The sequence below is a fragment of the Rothia nasisuis genome (assembly GCF_928381405.1).
Taxonomy (GTDB): Bacteria; Actinomycetota; Actinomycetes; order Actinomycetales; family Micrococcaceae; genus Rothia; species Rothia nasisuis.
The window spans coordinates 99,982-116,994 of record NZ_CAKMSB010000004.1 but is presented as its reverse complement, the minus strand read 5'-3'; the positions used below and the strand labels follow the sequence as shown (position 1 = coordinate 116,994).

Here is a 17,013-nt window from a genome sequence, read left to right as displayed (position 1 = left end):
AGATGCGCACGCGCTCTCTAGGGTTTCGCCTGATTGATATTCTTTAAGAACTGGTCGGCACTTGAATTCTCGGCTATAAATTTGGCAAGGTGCCTATCAATCATCTTTGCAAGAGTTCTACAGGCTTTTAGACCGTCGGCAGCTGATCTCTTAGCTGGCGTGATAGCAGTTTCTTCCTGTCCGGGCAAGGGATAACCGTTGATGAGTGATTCGTGGTGGGCAATCCTATTGCGTAGTACATGAACTTCTTTAACCTGTCGGTATGCCCAGTCGCGATTTAGTTTTTCACCTGAACGTCCAGCTAGTTTGGCAGCCCCAGGAAAAACTGTTTTCAGTGCCTCTTCTGTCCAAATAATGTCGTGATCGGCTCTATCTCGTGGGGCAGGGTGTCCGCTGGCTCCGCCCTTGTCGAAGAAGTTAGACCATGTTCGGAACATCGAGGCAGCTAGTAGGCGACCCTTGAGCTTCGGATTGTTTTCCATACTTTCTTGTCGCCGGTTGGCAGGCAGAGAATCCCATGCTTCATGAAAGTTTTCTGCTGTACGCTGATCCATTGGGAGCGTTGGGTTAGCTATCCAGCTGTCTCCGTACTTCGCTGTCAGGTAGCGATCGACGGAATTACGTAAGGCAACCTCTAAAATTCCGATTTCGTAGAAGAGCTCGGCAGATAATCGCCTGTCCAGCTCGTATAAACGCATCGCAAGTTCCCTGTTATTGTAACTATGCTCCAGGTAGGGCTTGAGCCGCTGAGCAGATACATGTTGCTCTGACAAGGTTCTGAGATGAGGTCTTGCTTCTTGAGGCATATGTATATAGTATCGGTCATGTAGTCCCTCATGCATAAGATCGCGTAGCTAGTTTAGCTAGCTAAGATTTGGACCTGGAGCCAGCCGATCGCATGAGGGTTTTTTGTATGCCTCAACCCACCTACGCATAGTGGGTTGGTCTTGTTTTTCTTTAGAGTTTTTGGAAGCCCCAATCATATATTGAGCCTTATCCATAAGGGGAGATGGCGCAGGGGGCTTTCCCAGGAATTAGCATCTAGACAGGTCACTATCATGGACGCAGGGACGGCTGTCCCTGCGTCTTGTGTAGTTTTCCTACCAGATGCGCACGCGCTCCTCCGGTGCCAGGTAGAGGGTGTTCTCCGGCTGTACATCGAAGGCGGTGTAGAACTCGTCGATGTTGCGTACCACGCCGTTGACGCGGAACTCCTCGGGGGAGTGGGGGTCAATAGCCAGGAACATTTCGGCGGTCTGCGGGCGGGTCTTCATGCGCCAGCCCTGAGCCCAAGAGACAAAGACACGCTGGGTGGCGGTCAGACCATCGATGACAGGGACGGTCTCAAGGGTGAGGCCCTGGCGTTCCAGGTAAATCTGGTAGGCCTTGAGCGCAATGGAGAGGCCGCCCAGGTCACCGATGTTTTCACCCAGGGTCAGCTCCCCGTTGACGGTGAACTTCTCGGGGTCCAGGCCGGTGGGGGTGTAGCCGTTGTACTGCTCCACCAGGGCCTTAGTGCGGGCGGTGAACTCTTCGCGGTCGGCGTCGGTCCACCAGTTGTTGAGCGCACCGGTGCCGTCGTACTTGGAGCCCTGGTCGTCAAAGCCGTGGCCGATCTCGTGGCCAATGACGCCGCCGATAGCGCCGTAGTTGACGGCGGCGTCCGCGTCCATATCAAAATAAGGGGCCTGCAGAATCGCTGCGGGGAAGACGATTTCGTTGGCCGGGGGCATGTAGTAGGCGTTGACGGTCTGCGGGGTCATGAGCCACTCTGTCTTATCAACCGGCTCGTTGATGCGATTGATCTGGAACTCGTGCTCGAAGACGCCCGAGCGGCGCAGGTTCTCGAAGAGGTCGTCAGTCAGTTCCAGGGCGGAGTAGTCGCGCCACTTATCGGGGTAACCAATCTTGGTGGCGAACTTGCTGAGCTTCTCCAAGGCGCGGGAGCGGGTTTCGTCGGTCATCCAGTCCAGGTCGGTGATAGAACGGCGGTAAGCCTCCAGCAGGTCGTCCACCAGTTCCAGCATCTTGGCCTTGTGGGTGGGCGGGAAATGAATAGCCACGTATTCCTTGCCCAGTTCTTCGCCCAGGGAGTTTTCGACCAGGCCGACGCCGCGCTTCCAGCGGTCGCGCAGCTCTTCGGATCCCGAGAGGGTACGGCCGTAGAAGTCGAAGTTCTCTTCAACGATGGCCTGGTTCAGGTAGGGGGCGCGGGAGTGGGCCATGTGCCAGATGTACCAGAGCTTCCAGATGAAGAGGGGAGCGGTGGCCCACATCTGGGCGGCAGCCTCAAAGTAGGAGGGCTGATTGACCACAACGGTGCCGGCCTTCTCAGTGGAAATACCCATACCGGCCAACCAGGTGGTGAAGGGGAAGCCGGGGAATTTCTCGTCCAGCTCGGCGGCGTTTACCGGGTTGTAGCGGGCGTCGGCGTCGCGGGTGCGCACGTTATCCCAGTGGTGGGAGGCGATCTCGGTTTCGTGGGTAAAAACCGCGCGGGCGGCGTCCGCCGGTTCAAGCCCGAAGTTTTCGGCTAGGCCGGTCAGCTCAAACATGCGCTCAATGTGGGCAACGTAGGCTTCGCGCAGTTCGGCGTACTTCTCGTCGCGATAGTAGGACTCATCGGGCAGGCCCAGGCCGGTCTGCGCCAGGTAGAGCACGTACTTCTCGGGGTCCTTAGCGTCGATGCTGGTGTACCAGCCGAAGGGGCCGCCGTGGCCCTGACGGTCAAGTTCGGCCATGACGCGCACAAAATCGTCGGGGGTAGCTGCCTCCAGCACCGGCTGCACCTCGGCGAGCAGCGGGGCGGCGGCGTCCGCCTCGATTTTCTCGGTGTTCATGAAGGAGGAGTAGAGGGCTCCGATGCGTGAGGACGGTTGCTCGGCGGCGAACTTCTCAACGATTTCACGCACGTGCTCTTCGGCGGCATCGCGCAGGAAGTACATGCCGCCGTCGCGTGAGCGGTCGGCGGGGATGACGTGGGAGTCGTACCAGGTGCCGTTGACGTGACGGAAGAAGTCGTCGGCTGGGCTGGTGGCGGGGTCAAGGAAGCTAGTGTCGATACCTGAGTTAGTCATGTCACCCAGTTTAAGGGCGCGGAGGTCACCAGTCAGGTAGGGCCGCCAGGTTCGGCTCAGAGCGTGAGCGGCTTTACCCAGTTCACCACGCGCAGTGCCTCAACCCGCTCGAATTCTCGCTCATTATTCGTTACTATCACTAGCCCCCGGCTGCGTGCATGGGCTGCGATGTGAAGGTCGTTCTCACCGATCACTCGACCTACCCTCTGCAAGGTCGCCTTGATATCGCCAAACTGGGCTGCGGCGTCTAAGTCATAGGGCAGAATGGTGAGTCGTGATAAAAAATCCTCGACTACGCGCAAATTTTGCTCTGGCTTAGCGCTTTTCGCTGCGCCAAAAAACAGTTCGGCTGCTGTAATACTGCTGACGCATAAGCGGCTAGCGTTCTGGTTGAAAGTATCGAGAATTTCGGGCGGGCGCCTTTTCATCACATAGATTACGATGTTGGTGTCGAGCATGTAGGTCAGCATTAGAGTTCCTCGCGCTCAGGCTGGGTGCCACCGTGGCGGGAACTCATAAAGTCATCTGTCACGGTGGGGGCGTCGGGGGTGAAGAAGCTGTCCCACACTGCGTTCTCGGGGGCTATGATGCGTTCTGAACCTACTTTGCGTACATTGACTTTTTTGATGTTTTCACTAAAACGCATGTCTGCTGGCAGTCGAACTGCCTGGGTCCTGTTGTTCATAAAAACTGTTGACTGAGTCATGAGAAACCTCCTGCTATATACATTAAATATATACTTGTGTTAATGGGATGTATAGGGTGCGGGGATCGCAATCAAGCCGCGGCGCGCTTGGGGTAGGCCGTGACGGGGACTACGCTTAGACAGTAAGAACACTGATAACTGGAAGGTGAACCATGGGCAAGAAGCCAGAACTCAGCAAGGAACTCAAGCGCTCCAGCGATAAGGCCCAGAAGCGCTATATCAAGGCTTACGCCAAGTCGTTTGAGAAGCACGGCGATCAGAAGAAGGCCCGCAAGAAAGCGCAGAAGAAGCTCGAAAAGAAGTACGAGCTGGTGGGTAAGAGGTACGAAAAAATTGCTGACAAGCCTCAGGCTACCCCCAAGGGCAAAGAGAAGGGCAAGGACGCCGCTGTCTCCTCCGCGAGTAAAGGCAAGAAGAGCGCCGAGAAAGTAAAGGCAGAGAAGAAGTCCGACAAGAAGGACTCGAAAAAGAAGGCCAATAACAAGAAGAAGAGCGCCGCCCAGCGTGAGGCTGAGCTGATTCTGGCCGATGTAACCGAAGGTGAGGAAGAAGCTACCGGTTACGAACAGATCCTGGACGCTGAGAGCCTGGAGCCCGGTGACCTTGAAGCGTTTGAGGGTGAACAGCAAGCCCTGGAGGTGGATGCCCCCGAGGCTGTGACCGAGGTCGGTGAGGACGAAGGGCTGGCCCCCGAAGAGGCTGACGAACCTGAAGAAGCCGAAGAGCTCTACGAGGAGACCTTTGTCAGCGCTGACCCCGCTGACTTCGATGAGGACCTCACCACCGAGCCTCTGGCTGAGGCCCCTGCCCAGGAGGACGCGGCGTCCGCACCCGAGTTGCAGGACGGCGACCAGCCCTTCCTGGTGGCTGAGGTGCGCCCCCTGGCAGAGCTCACCCGCGCTGAGCTCTACCAGCTGGCTAAGCGCTTAAAGGTGCCCGGCCGCTCAACCATGAACAAGGGTGAGCTTCTCGTGGCTGTGCGCGCCGCCCAGTAGACAACTTCAAAAAGCTGCGGAAAGGGGATCGGGGGAACCTGGTCCCCTTTTGGCTATCAGCACTCGCTCTATCAAGCTCTGACTGCCCGGCAGCCTGCCTAATAAAACCCAATGTGACCTGGGTCTGTGAGCAATCAGCTATTTTGCTGTAGAACTACAAAGAGTAGGCTTAATGACCTATGTCTTCTATACAAAAACACCCCGGAACCGGAGCTCACCCGGTTACTGAACCGGCTGCGCACACCGCATCAATGCCCGCCGCCCGTAAGCTAGAGCGCCAGGAACTCCTTCTCCTGGCCATTATGGTGATTGCGGCCTTCGTGCTGATTTTGAATGAGACCCTGCTGGGTGTGGCCCTGCCCGACATTATGGCAGATCTGAACATCAGCGCCTCAACAGCCCAGTGGACCTCCACCGGCTTCATGCTGACCATGGCCGTGGTGACCCCGGCCTCCGGCTTCATCATCTCCCGCTACTCCATCCGCACGGTCTTTGTGGGGGCCATGGCCCTTTTCTCGGTAGGGACGCTGGTGGCGGCTACCGCCCCCGGTATCGCTCTGCTGTTGGTTGGGCGCGTGCTCCAGGCTGGCGGTACCGGTGTAATGATTCCGCTACTGATGACCACTATGATGCGCCTGGTTGCCCCCAGCAAGATTGGTCAGGCCATGGGGATTATCGGCATGGTCATCTCGGCTGCTCCCGCTGCTGGCCCGACTGTCTCAGGTATCATCCTGAACGCCGCTAGCTGGCGCTGGCTCTTCTGGCTGATTCTGCCTATTGGCGTCATTGCCCTGGTCATCGGTCTGCGCCTAGCTCCGGCTGAGAAGCCCGAAGGCACCTCACAGAAACTCGATATCTTCTCCATCGTGCTTTCCACCCTGGGCTTCGGCGGCCTGGTTCTGGGCCTGTCATCCATGGGTGGCGACTCCTCCCACGGCGGTGCCCACCTGCCGGTTAACCCCTGGGTTATTGTGGCTGCCTCAGCGGTTCTGCTGGCCCTCTTTGCCCGCCGCCAGATTCAGCTACAGGACCGCGGGCCCTTCATGGATCTGCGTATCTTCCGCGCCCGCCCCTTCACCCTGACCGTCATTATGACCTCCCTGGGCATGGGCGTGATGCTGGGAAGCGCAATTTTGATTCCCCTCTACGCCGCAAATGTGCTGGGCATGAGCGCCCTGCAGACCGGCCTAATGCTGCTACCCGGCGGTGTGCTGATGGCAGTACTGAGCCCCTTCGTCGGCCGCCTGTCGGACCGCTTCGGTGCCCGCACCCTGGTGATTCCCGGTGCCCTTCTCTTTAGTGCCTCCATCTGGCTGATGAGCACCTTCAGCGCCACCACCCCGGTCTGGTATCTGGTGGGCACCTATATGCTTATGACCTTTGCCCTGCCGCTCATTAACACCCCCATGATGTCACTGGGGCTGGGCTCTCTCGACCACGAGCTACACGCCTTCGGTTCCTCGGCCATGACCACCTTCCAGCAGGTTTCGGGTGCCGCCGCGACCGCCCTCTTCGTGGCCCTGCTGGGTATCGGTTCAGCTGCCCACGGTGGCACCGGCACCGAGGCCTATATGGCCGGTGTGCACCTGGCCTTCCTGGTGGCCGCCTTTATGTCACTGGCCTCTATTGTGGTGGCCCTGCTCCTGCCGGCGGGTAAGCAGGCCGCTGGCTCTGCGCCAATGGCTCACTAGAATCAGCCCAGCTCACTAGAATCAGCCCAGCTCACTAAAGCCGCACCTGCGCTTCACAGATGCAAGGACGCCGCCCCCTACCCTCCTGCCAGATGGCAGGTAAGGCGGGGGCGGCGTCCTTCTGCTGAACCTCTAACCCCCCGGGGGGCCTAGACCGCTACGGTCAGGCTGGCCCGTACCGCCTCGGTCGCGGCAACCAGGGACTCGATGGAGGCCTTGGTCTCCTTGTAGGCGCGGGTCTTCAGGCCACAGTCGGGGTTGACCCAGAGCTGACGGGCAGGAATGTGCTCTAGCGCGGTAGTCAGAAGCGCCTGAACCTCATCAGCTGAGGGCACACGCGGGGAGTGAATGTCCCAGAGGCCGGGCCCAATGCCGCGGTCGAAGCTCTCGGGTACGTCGGCCAGCAGCTCCAGGCGGGAGCGCGCCGCCTCAATCGAGGTGACATCGGCGTTCAGGGCGTCAATCGCCCCGAAGATCTCGTTGAACTCCGAGTAACAGAGGTGGGTGTGAATCTGGGTGGAGTCAGCAACCTGCGAGGTCGCCAGGCGGAAGGCGCCCACCGACCAGTCCAGGTAGGCTGCCTGGTCCTCAGCTCGTAGGGGTAGTAGCTCGCGCAGGGCGGGCTCGTCCACCTGAATAATGCGGGTACCCGCGGCCTCAAGGTCAGCGATCTCATCAGCCAATGCCAGGGCAACCTGGGTAGCGGTCGCTTCAAGAGGCTGGTCGTCGCGTACAAAGGACCAGGCCAGAATGGTGACCGGGCCGGTGAGCATACCCTTGACCGGCTTACCGGTCTGCTGCTGTGCGAAGCTAATCCACGGCACGGTAAAGGCCTCACCACGGGTACCTGTGCCGCTGCGCTTCACATCGCCCCACAGAATCGAGGGGCGGGTACAGCGCGACCCGTACGACTGCACCCAACCGTGCTCGGTCGGGGCAAACCCGTCGAAGTTCTCAGCAAAATACTGCACCATGTCGTTACGCTCAGCCTCACCATGCACCAGGACGTCCAGACCCAGACGCTCCTGGAAGTCGATGACACAGCGAATCTCCTCCCGCAGATGGGCATCGAGCTCGTCCCTAGTCAGGGCACCCTTGCGGTAGTCCGCACGCAGGGAGCGAATGTGGCTAGTCTGCGGGAAAGACCCGATAGTGGTGGTCGGTAGCAGGGGCAGGTTCAGGTCCTGCTGGGCCTGCTGGCGCACCTGGGCGGACGGGCGCTCGTAGTTTTCGGGAGTAACGGAGAGGGTGCGCTCGCGGATGCAGGGGTCGTTGACCCCACTGGACTGGGCACGGGCAGCCAGCGCTACCCTGGCCTGCTCAACTTCGGTGGCGATAGCGTCGGGGCCTTCGGCGAGCCCTCGAGCGAGCAGGGAAATTTCGCTCACTTTCTGGTGGGCAAAGGCCAGCCAGCTGGTGAGCTTCTGATCCAGCCCGGTTTCAAGATCCAGGTCGTAGGGAACGTGCTGGAGTGAGGTTGAGGTAGAAACGGACGCCGCCCCCACCGCCTGAAGGGTAGCCAGGGAGGCTGCCAGGTCATTACGCCAGATATTACGGCCGTTAACCACACCCGCCACCAGCAGGGGTACCGATTCGCCGCTGAAGAGGCGGGCGAGGGCGTCCTGATCGTAATCGGTAGATACCAGGTCAAGGTGCAGGGCCTCCACACCCGAGCGGGCCAAAGGTTCCAGCAGACCGGCCAGGTTGCCGTAGGGGCTGGTGACCAGCAGGGCAGGGCGGTCAGTGAGATTGGTGAGTTCCCCATAGGTCTGCTCGACGAGCTTCGCCAGCTCGGCCTCACTCACAGTCTGGTCAGCACCCAGGGCGGGTTCGTTGAACTGTACCCACTTCACCCCGCGGTTGGCCAGGTGTGCCAGGAGCTCCCTGTAGAGGGGCAGCAGGTCTGCCAGACGGTCAAGAGGAGTGAAGCCGACGGGGGAGCCGTCCTCTGCCTTTGCTAGGAGCAGGTAGGTGAGGGGCCCGGTGATGCTGGGCCGCGCGGACGCCCCCGCCCCCTCAGCTGCGTCCAGCAGGTCATCGAGCGCCTCGGTGTTGAGGGTGAACCCGGTAGCGGTGCCGATTTCTGCTACCAGATAGTGGTAGTTGGTGTCGAACCACTTGGTCAGCTCTAGCGGGGGCAGCTGCTCGGTGCCACGAGCCAGGGCAAAGTAGCCGTCTAGGTCAATGAGGCCGCGCTCATCGCGCACCGATTCGAAGCGGGCGGGCAGGGCAGTAAAGAGGCGGGTGGTGTCGAGGATCTGGTCGTAGAAGGAAAAGTCAGCGGGAATAGCGTAGTCTTCGGTCAGGCCGCGTTCGGTGAGGGCGCGGTAGGCCTGTTGCTGGATCTGCTGGGCGGTCTGCGCTAGCTCGTTCTGATCGGTCTTACCCGCCCAGTAGGCTTCAACAGCGCGCTTGAGCTCGCGGCGGGCGCCGATGCGGGGGTAGCCGGTGATGGTTGCGGTGGGGAAAGCGGTGGTCATGGTGGTGTCTTTCTGTGAGATCTGTAGGCGTATGCCTTTAGGCGTAGGTCAGTTCTGCCAGGGGGTTTTCAAAGCGGCTCTTGTAGCGGGGCAGGTCAACCTGCTCGAGTACATCCAGCACCGCTGCGTGCTCGTTGAAGGTGTAGAAGTGGATGCCGGGGGCACCGGCGTCGAGAGACTCTTGGAGCAGGCGCACACCGAACTCCACCCCGATATGGTGCCGTTCGGCTTCACCGCTTGCAGTTTCTAGGTCATAGGCCAGTCTCTGGGGCACGGGCAGGCCCGCCAGCGAGCAGAGGGTGGTGAGTCTGCGCAGGCTGGTCACCGGCATAATGCCGGGAATCAGGGGCAGAGTTACACCCGCTGCCCGGGCCCGCTGAACCAGGGACTCATAGCGGGAGGTCTCAAAGAAAACCTGGGTAATAGCGAAGTCAGCCCCCGCCCGCTCTTTGGAGAGCAAAATTTCAATATCCTGTAGTTCTGAGCTGGATTCTGGGTGCCGGGAGGGGTAGGCAGCCACCCCCACCGCCACTCGTCCTGCCGCCAGGTGGGCAAAATCCTGGGTTTCCACCCGGCGAATGAGGTCAACCAGGGAACGGGCAAAAGGGATGTCGGGGGTCTGCTTGCTACCCGGCGGCAGGTCGCCGCGCAGGGCCAAAAACCCGCGGACGCCAATTGCCAGTATGCGACGCACGGCGGCTTCCAGCTCCTCGGCGCTGTGCCCCACACAGGTGAGGTGGGCCAGGGGAGTGAGCCGGGTTTCGTGAACCAGGTGGTCTAGCAGGGCCAGGGTTTTCTGTTTACGGGCCCGGTCGCCGGAGTAGGTGACCGATACGTAGTCGGGGTTAGTGGGGGCCAACTGGTCGATGGTCGTCAGCAGACTCTCGCAGCTGGCAGAACTTCGCGGTGGGAAGAGTTCATATGAGAGCGCCGGTATGTGGGTACTCATGGTTTCCTTACAGGTCGTGGACGTGACCCGAAAGAATGCGGGGCCCGCTCCCACTGGTGGCGGGAGGGCGCCACACAACACGGTGGGTGGACCGTTGGTGATGCACTCTATCGGTCCTAGCGGGAGCACCTTTCCCGTCAGGGGTGGTTGCTGCGACGTCCTTGAGCTAGGTCTCTCAGTCGCTCTGGATAGATTTGATAGTTCTACACTAAAAGCGCCGCTGGGGCGCTGGCAAGGCAAAGCCGTTCTATGTCGCTTTTTGACTCTGTGTCGGGTGTGTTGAGATAAGTGACAGCAATATTACGGGTAAAGGGTGGGCTGTTTAGGATGAAAGTTTTGGCGGCGCTGGTAGAAAATACGGCCTATGGCAAGAGAACGGTCAGGGTATTCAAAAGTTTCCAAATTTTTTGAGATGTGGCTATCTCTGATTCGGCGCAGAATCTTAGGGTGAGATAGTTTCACGCTAAAGATATGCCCCAATCAAAATACATAAACCGGTTTCTATCAGTTATTTCTTCTACTAGGGTGATGGGTGACTCAAGGATATACCCGGGATTGATCAGTGAGTTTTGTAAAGGAGGCCGCTCGACGCTAGCACTCAAACCCTAGAGCGGCCGACCCAGCTACTTTCTCATGAAAGGTTCCTGACATGATTTCACTCAAGAAGGTTTGCACCACATTTGTTGCAACATGCGCCCTCTCACTTAGCTTCAGTACAGCGGCACTGGCTGACTCACCTGCTGAGAGAGAGTCAGGTAATCCCCCCTTGATTATTGGCGGATCGCAAGAAACCAGCCCCTGGGCCGTTCAGCTTCGCTTTAGCGTTCAGGGGAGCAGTGGCACCAGCGGTTGCACAGGAGAGCAGCTCAATGCCGAGTGGGTTTTGACTGCAAAGCACTGCGTTGAAGGTGCCTATGACATGAAGGTTTACCACTCTAACGACCAGGTCAACCCCGGTACGGCTGTCAGTGCGAGTAACCTGTACTCCGCACCCAGCGGAGATATCGCCCTCATCAAACTTGATAGCCCTGTCTCCCTCACGAGCTACCCCGAGCTTGACCTCGGTTACAGCCCCCAAGCTGGTGACTCGGGCGTCATCATGGGCTACGGCCTAGGGGCCTGGGACCAGCCCACCACGACCCTGCGTTCGGCGACAGTTCGTGTCGTCGGTAACTCAACCGATGCCTACGGCGGCCCGGCTGCCAACCTGCAGGGGGTCTCGGGCGCCGCTAACCGGGGTGACTCCGGTGGTCCCCTGCTCATTGATGGACGCATCGTAGCCGTTTGTTCCACCGGCGACATTGCCCCGGGAGGTAACATCAACGCTGAATCCAACTATGCGCTACTGAGCCAGTCTGCTGCCTGGATTCAGGAGACCACCGGTATCGTGTCTACCTCTACCGACTACGTGCCGTCGGTTGACGACATCGCTGCTTGAGCAGAGGCTATGGCTTAGCAGACTGAAGGCCCCGGTAGTGGCATCCACAGCGTTCAGGGTTACACCCGAAAGGGCCAACAGTGAAATGAGTGATGCTACTGCCGCCGGGCACCGGTCAACACCTATATATAGGCGATGGCACCTGGGCATACTGGCCCAGGTGCCACCGGCTCTTCTCTCCCTGTAGGGCAGAATACCTGCGGTATAGAGACAAACTGTAGCAGGCTCTATCAGGGGTAAAGCCTAAGGTCTAAGCTAGAGTCATGACTATTGAATACCGTCAACTGGGAAAGAGCGGCCTGACCGTCTCTACTGTCGGTCTGGGATGCAACAACCTGGGCCGCTCCAAAACCGCCACCGAGACGCAGGCCGCGACAAACTCCGTCCTCACCGCCGCTGTTGAAGCTGGAATCACCCTCTTTGATGTGGCCGATATTTACGGGGCTGAACCCGGCGTCTCTGAAACCATGTTTGGGCAGGCCCTGCGCGAGACCGGCATAGATCGTGACGAGATAGTGATTGTCTCTAAATTCGGCATGGACATGGCCGGTGCTAACGGCACCGACCACGGGGTGCGGGGCTCCCGCCGGTACATCTTGCGGGCAGTGGAGGCCTCCCTGAGCCGCCTGGGCACAGACTATATTGACCTCTACTTCCACCACACCCCCGACCCGGCTACTCCGATGGAAGAGACCCTTTCTGCCCTGGGCACTCTGATTGAGCAGGGCAAGGTGCGCTACATCGGGTCGTCTAATTACGCCGGTTGGCAGATTGCCCACGCCGAGCATCTGGGCCGGGCTCTGGGGCACCGCTACATTGCGGCCGAGAACCACTACAACCTGCTGGATCGCCGGGCTGAACTTGAAGTCTTGCCGGCAGCGCGGGCTTTTGGCCTGGGCGTCCTGCCCTATTTCCCCCTGGCTAACGGCCTGCTGACGGGCAAGTACTCGCGCTCTTCTGCCCCGGCGGACGGGCGACTGACCCGTCTTAAGCCCGATATTTTGGACGGTGCCAACTGGGACCAGCTCGAGGCCTTCTCAGCTTTCGCCGCCAAGCGCGGACTGACCGAGGTGCAGGTTGCCTTCTCGTGGCTGGCTCAGCAGGAGCCGGTTGCCTCTGTGATCGCCGGGGCCACCACCGAAGACCAGGTGCGCGCTAACGCGGCGGCTATCGTCCGCCGGTTCGACGCGGACGAGCTCGCCCTGCTTGACGAGATTTTCCCGGCACCGCCCAAGGTGGCGCTCTTCTAGGGCAGCGCGTCGGGCGGGGCGTCCGCACCCCGCCTACCGCACCCCGCCTGCCGAGCAAAGGTAGCCCTCTCTTCCCTGCGGCGCTATTGACCGTAAGGAAGAGAGAAAGGGCGTCGTTTTATACCGAACTAGGCGGTGAGCTCAGCCAGCAGGGCGCGGACGCGGGCGTCGATATCGTCTCGAATCAGGTTCATACGCTCAGCCCCCTCAATTCCCTCGTGGGAGGGCTCAACGGTATTCCAGCGTTCGGTCTTAGCCAGGACCTCCTCATCCGTGGTCTCAAGCTGGGCGGCCCCACCAAGAATAAGGATACGGTCGGCAGTAGCCAGGTCGTCGGCGCTGGCAAACTTGGGCGTCCCCTTGCTCATATCTGCACCGATTTGGGCCAGCGAGGCGGCAGATTCAGCGTTAACCGCGCTGCCCACCGCAGCCTTGGTGCCTGCGGACGTCGCCCGCACGCGTCCTTGCGCATGGAGATTCATCAGGGCCTCAGCCATCTGAGACTTGCCCTTATTGGACTGGCAGATAAAAAGAACGTGGGGGATAGAACTCATAGCTCCATCATAGGGTTCATCAAGAACTTCTACATACACAAAGCCCCACTCGCCCTACCGCAGGGCGGTAGAACGAGTGGGGCTTGCATTAGCGTAGAAACAACTAGGTGAACAACCTACTTATTGCTGTACAGGACGGCATCGTGATCGAAATCTGCAGAAACATCAAGGGTAACGCTCGTCGGATCAGCTACACCAAAGGCAACATCAAAGGTGACAGACTCACCGGGCAGAATACGGCTGCTAGGAGCTGAACCAATATTCTGCTCAGAGTCAAAAATCTGATCAACAGCCTTGCCCCCTGAATTACCTTCAGCATAGAAGAGAGGCTCAAACGGTGTACTTGTGCCGTTCTCAATCGTCACGGTGAAAGCCACATAATCCGTTAAAGACTCATCTAAACGCGCAGCGTATTCACTAGGAACATAATCGGTGCGAAGCTCTGACACAGTAAGACGCAGACCGTCCTCAAACTCTGCCGTGTCGCCGAACTGCAAGACACCATCAATGGCAGCGGCTGAGCCAGGAGCTGCTGCAGAGTCTTCAGCGGCAGGTTCTGAAGAGGACGCCCCAGAATCAACGGACGCAACGGCAGAAGGGCTAGCTACTGCCGACTCAAAATCCTCCACCGCCTGCTTAAACTCAGGGTCACTTGCCACACTATTAGCTACAACAAAGAACAAGACGACAGCCGAGACAATCGACCCTATGACCGAGAGCGCGATGGCGATAATCGAGGTGACCTTTTCCCTGTTCTTCTGGAAGAGACCAACAATACCGGTCACAAAAGCTGCAAACAGCAAGAACCAGCCAAGGAACATGATGCCGGGAATACAACCCAAGATGAAGCCGAGCACGCCCAGGCCAAGAGCAACTAAGCCAATCACATTCTTAGTCTTTTTACCGTTAGGGTGCTGCGGTACGGCATAAGGGTCGTGATAGGGTTGCTGGCCCGGTGCGGTGTAGGATCCTGCAGAAGGTGAAGGTGCTCCCGACTGGCCAGCGCTGGGGGAAGACGGGCTAGGGGTGTATGGGTTTTCGCTCATACTCAACAGCATAAAGACTATCTGGGAGCAAGCTGGCTAAATGTCAGATTATTTCTTGATAGTTTCAAGATTCTCACCGCCTGAACGCCCTAAACTTTTTCTTTTGCTGCCCTACCATCGTCCGCGCACCCTCTACCGCTAGAAGCGCTAAACCTGGAACACCCCACCCAAACACAAACCACCCTTGCTATCCTTAAGAGCGGTGTGCCCTGCGTCCGCGCCGTCTGCACAGGCCGCGCAGCCCCACCCCACCGCCGTGAAACCCGGCAGGTGACCACCCTATTCAGGAGTACAACTTATGCCAGCAATTGTGATTGTAGGCGCCCAGTGGGGCGACGAAGGTAAGGGCAAGGCAACCGACCTGCTCGGCGGCCGCGTCGACTACGTCGTCAAGCCCAACGGCGGTAACAACGCAGGCCACACCGTCGTCGTCAACGGCCAGAAGTTCGAGCTCAAGCTCCTACCTGCAGGCATCCTCTCAGAAAACGCTGTACCCGTCATCGGCAACGGCGTGGTTGTGAACCCCGAGGCCCTCTTCGAAGAAATTGACGGCCTTGAAGCGCGCGGCGCAGATACCTCTAAGCTCAAGATTTCAGCCAACGCCCACCTGGTAGCGCCCTACCACCAGACCATGGACAAGGTCACCGAACGCTTTCTGGGTAAGCGCGCCATCGGCACCACCGGACGCGGCATTGGCCCCACCTACATGGACAAGGTTGGCCGCCTGGGTATTCGTGTGCAAGACGTTCTAGACGAGTCCATCCTGCGCCAGAAGGTAGAGGGTGCCCTGCGCCAGAAGAACGAACTGCTGGTCAAGGTCTACAACCGCCGCCACGTTGAGGTCGAAGAGATCGTGGAGTATTTCTTGGGCTTTGCCGACCGGCTGGCCCCCATGATTGTTGAATCGACCCAGCTGCTCAACAAGGCCCTAGACGAGGGTAAAACCCTGCTCATGGAAGGTGGCCAGGCTACCTTCCTCGACGTTGACCACGGTACCTACCCCTTCGTCACCTCATCCAACCCCACCGCTGGTGGCGCTTCCGTTGGATCCGGTGTTGGCCCCACCCGTATCTCCCGCGTCATCGGTATTCAGAAGGCCTACACCACCCGCGTGGGTGCCGGCCCCTTCCCCACCGAACTCTTTGATGACATGGGTGAATTCCTGCGCACCACCGGCGGTGAGTTCGGTGTGAACACCGGCCGCCCCCGCCGCTGCGGCTGGTATGATGCGGTGCTGGCCCGTCAGGCCGTGCGCATCAATGGCTTCACTGACCTCTTCATCACCAAGCTAGACGTACTGACCGGCCTAGAGAAGATTCCCGTCTGTGTGGCCTACGACGTGGACGGCGTTCGCTTTGACGAGATGCCCATGACCCAGTCGGACTTCCACCACGCCAAGCCCATCTACGAGTACTTCGACGGCTGGACCGAAGACATCACCGAGGCTAAGACCCTCGATGAACTGCCCGTCAACGCCCGGCTCTACCTGGAGAAGCTGGAAGAGATTTCCGGCTGCCGTATCTCGGCTATCGGTGTTGGCCCGGGCCGCGAGCAGACCATTGTGGTACGCGACCTGATCGACGAGGAGAAGTAGGGCGGACGTCCGCGCCCCTCCCCCCCCAGTAGGTACCATCTCACTCAGAAAAACCCACCTAGTTCGTGGGTATTTCTGATTTAAATGGTCCTTTCTGTAGAGGGGATACGATAGACACCATGCCTTTGCTCAACACACTCAACCACACCACCGGGGTCGTCACCGGCTACGACTCCCTCACCGGCCTCGCCCAGACGTTCACCCCCGGCACCGATTGCGCCTACATCGGCCTGGTTGAACCCTCTCGCGACGATCTCACCACCCTCACCGGCCTCTTTGATCTGCACCCCCTCGCCGTTGAAGACTCTGAGCAGGGCCACCAGCGTTCCAAGCTCGACCGCTACGGCAACACCTACTATCTGGTGCTCCGCCCGGCGATTTATCTTGACGACAGCGAAGAGATCCGTTTCGGTGAAACCCACATGTTCGTGGGTAAAAACTTCGTCATCTGGCTCGTCAAAGACGCCCTGCGCTCCGTAGACACCACCCAGCGCACCATGGACGGGGTCTTTGCAAGCGCACTGGAGAGCTCGACCATGCAGGCCTACCCGCTGGCCTTTCTGCACCGGGTACTCGACATGCTCGTAGACGGCTACTTCCCCGTCATTGAGGGCCTAGAAAACGACGGCGACGAAATTGAGGACGCTCTCTTTGCCGATAACTCCGAAGCCAGCGAAATCTCCCAGCGTGTCTACGGCCTGTTGAATGAGGTCAGCGACTTCAAACGAGCGGTCAAACCGGTGGGCAGATGCTGGACCTGCTGATGGGGCGTATTCGTATTCAGGCTGAGGCCGTCGATGAGCGCCAGCTCGAACTGCTCCGCCATTTCCGCGACGTGAAAGACCACGTTATCCATGTGATTGACCGGGTGGACGACCTGCGCTCATCGCTCGAGAACGCCCTAGCCGTTAACTCAACCATCGTGGCTGAGCGGCAGAACGACGATATGAAGAGAATCTCGGCCTGGGCAGCAATCCTAGTGGCGCCTACTATTATCGGCTCGATTTACGGCATGAACTTTGAGGTGATGCCCGAGCTGCACTGGGTCTTCGGCTACCCGGCATCCCTGCTACTCATGGTCGCTGTGTCCTTCGGGCTGTGGGTGGTGTTCAAGAAGAAGGAGTGGCTCTAGCGGCCCAAAGGCCCTGCATGTCTTGCCTGCCTGCGTCCGTCCGTCCCCCTCTCCCCGAAAAAGACCATTTAAATCAGAAATACCCACGAACTAGGTGGGTA

Annotated in this window: 15 protein-coding genes and 1 riboswitch; of the genes, 7 read left to right on the top strand and 8 right to left on the bottom strand. The window is 59.1% G+C overall.

Annotated elements, in window-relative coordinates; genetic code table 11:
* Positions 1-17 precede the first annotated feature (17 nt).
* From L6966_RS04985 to vapB, 4 genes are all read right to left on the bottom strand, one after another.
* Entirely contained in the window at positions 18-806 is a 789-nt protein-coding gene (locus L6966_RS04985) for an Abi family protein (RefSeq protein WP_237232995.1), read from the bottom strand.
* 294 nt (positions 807-1,100) lie between these two features.
* Positions 1,101-3,077, bottom strand: coding sequence for a M13 family metallopeptidase (locus L6966_RS04980; RefSeq protein ID WP_237224191.1), 1,977 nt, complete (start codon positions 3,075-3,077; stop codon positions 1,101-1,103).
* A 56-nt stretch (positions 3,078-3,133) separates the two neighbouring features.
* Positions 3,134-3,547, bottom strand: a complete 414-nt coding sequence (gene vapC, locus L6966_RS04975) for a type II toxin-antitoxin system tRNA(fMet)-specific endonuclease VapC (RefSeq protein WP_083092555.1) — start codon at positions 3,545-3,547, stop codon at positions 3,134-3,136.
* Positions 3,547-3,783 (bottom strand): type II toxin-antitoxin system VapB family antitoxin, encoded by a 237-nt coding sequence (vapB, locus tag L6966_RS04970; protein ID WP_237224192.1) that lies wholly within the window; start codon positions 3,781-3,783, stop codon positions 3,547-3,549. The genes vapC and vapB overlap by 1 nt, the downstream gene beginning before the upstream one ends.
* A gap of 152 nt (positions 3,784-3,935) precedes the next feature.
* On the opposite strand from vapB, the gene L6966_RS04965 reads away from it, so the two are divergent.
* Positions 3,936-4,778, top strand: a complete 843-nt coding sequence (locus tag L6966_RS04965; protein ID WP_237232994.1) for a Rho termination factor N-terminal domain-containing protein — start codon at positions 3,936-3,938, stop codon at positions 4,776-4,778.
* A gap of 179 nt (positions 4,779-4,957) precedes the next feature.
* On the top strand, positions 4,958-6,469 hold the full coding sequence (locus L6966_RS04960) for an MDR family MFS transporter (RefSeq protein ID WP_083092563.1): 1,512 nt from the start codon (positions 4,958-4,960) through the stop codon (positions 6,467-6,469).
* Between the two features lie 149 nt (positions 6,470-6,618).
* Here L6966_RS04960 and metE read toward each other — a convergent pair whose 3' ends face one another.
* The gene (gene metE, locus L6966_RS04955) at positions 6,619-8,949 is read right to left on the bottom strand and encodes a 5-methyltetrahydropteroyltriglutamate--homocysteine S-methyltransferase (protein WP_237232993.1); all 2,331 of its coding nucleotides are present in this window, start codon (positions 8,947-8,949) and stop codon (positions 6,619-6,621) included.
* Between the two features lie 37 nt (positions 8,950-8,986).
* Positions 8,987-9,898 carry a methylenetetrahydrofolate reductase gene (locus L6966_RS04950; RefSeq protein ID WP_083092567.1) on the bottom strand — a complete coding sequence of 304 codons (912 nt, stop codon included), beginning with the start codon at positions 9,896-9,898 and terminating at the stop codon, positions 8,987-8,989.
* A gap of 104 nt (positions 9,899-10,002) precedes the next feature.
* A riboswitch (SAM riboswitch) is annotated at positions 10,003-10,093 on the bottom strand.
* 454 nt (positions 10,094-10,547) lie between these two features.
* Here L6966_RS04950 and L6966_RS04945 point away from each other — a divergent pair.
* Positions 10,548-11,336: a S1 family peptidase gene (locus L6966_RS04945; RefSeq protein ID WP_083092569.1), complete on the top strand. Its 789-nt coding sequence runs from the start codon at positions 10,548-10,550 to the stop codon at positions 11,334-11,336.
* A gap of 263 nt (positions 11,337-11,599) precedes the next feature.
* Entirely contained in the window at positions 11,600-12,586 is a 987-nt protein-coding gene (locus L6966_RS04940; RefSeq protein WP_237232992.1) for an aldo/keto reductase, read from the top strand.
* 128 nt (positions 12,587-12,714) lie between these two features.
* Here L6966_RS04940 and L6966_RS04935 read toward each other — a convergent pair whose 3' ends face one another.
* Positions 12,715-13,140: an arsenate-mycothiol transferase ArsC gene (locus L6966_RS04935; RefSeq protein ID WP_237232991.1), complete on the bottom strand. Its 426-nt coding sequence runs from the start codon at positions 13,138-13,140 to the stop codon at positions 12,715-12,717.
* Between the two features lie 116 nt (positions 13,141-13,256).
* Positions 13,257-14,027 carry a hypothetical protein gene (locus L6966_RS04930; protein WP_237232990.1) on the bottom strand — a complete coding sequence of 257 codons (771 nt, stop codon included), beginning with the start codon at positions 14,025-14,027 and terminating at the stop codon, positions 13,257-13,259.
* Between the two features lie 457 nt (positions 14,028-14,484).
* On the opposite strand from L6966_RS04930, the gene L6966_RS04925 reads away from it, so the two are divergent.
* The 3 genes from L6966_RS04925 (at position 14,485) to L6966_RS12090 (ending at position 16,912) form a co-directional block, all read left to right on the top strand.
* A complete protein-coding gene (locus L6966_RS04925; protein ID WP_083092579.1) occupies positions 14,485-15,780 on the top strand; it encodes an adenylosuccinate synthase in 1,296 nt (431 codons plus the stop codon).
* A gap of 119 nt (positions 15,781-15,899) precedes the next feature.
* Positions 15,900-16,544 (top strand): CorA family divalent cation transporter, encoded by a 645-nt coding sequence (locus L6966_RS12095; protein ID WP_272878790.1) that lies wholly within the window; start codon positions 15,900-15,902, stop codon positions 16,542-16,544.
* On the top strand, positions 16,529-16,912 hold the full coding sequence (locus L6966_RS12090; protein ID WP_272878789.1) for a CorA family divalent cation transporter: 384 nt from the start codon (positions 16,529-16,531) through the stop codon (positions 16,910-16,912). Before L6966_RS12095 ends, L6966_RS12090 begins: the two co-directional genes overlap by 16 nt.
* The last annotated feature ends 101 nt before the right edge of the window (positions 16,913-17,013 follow it).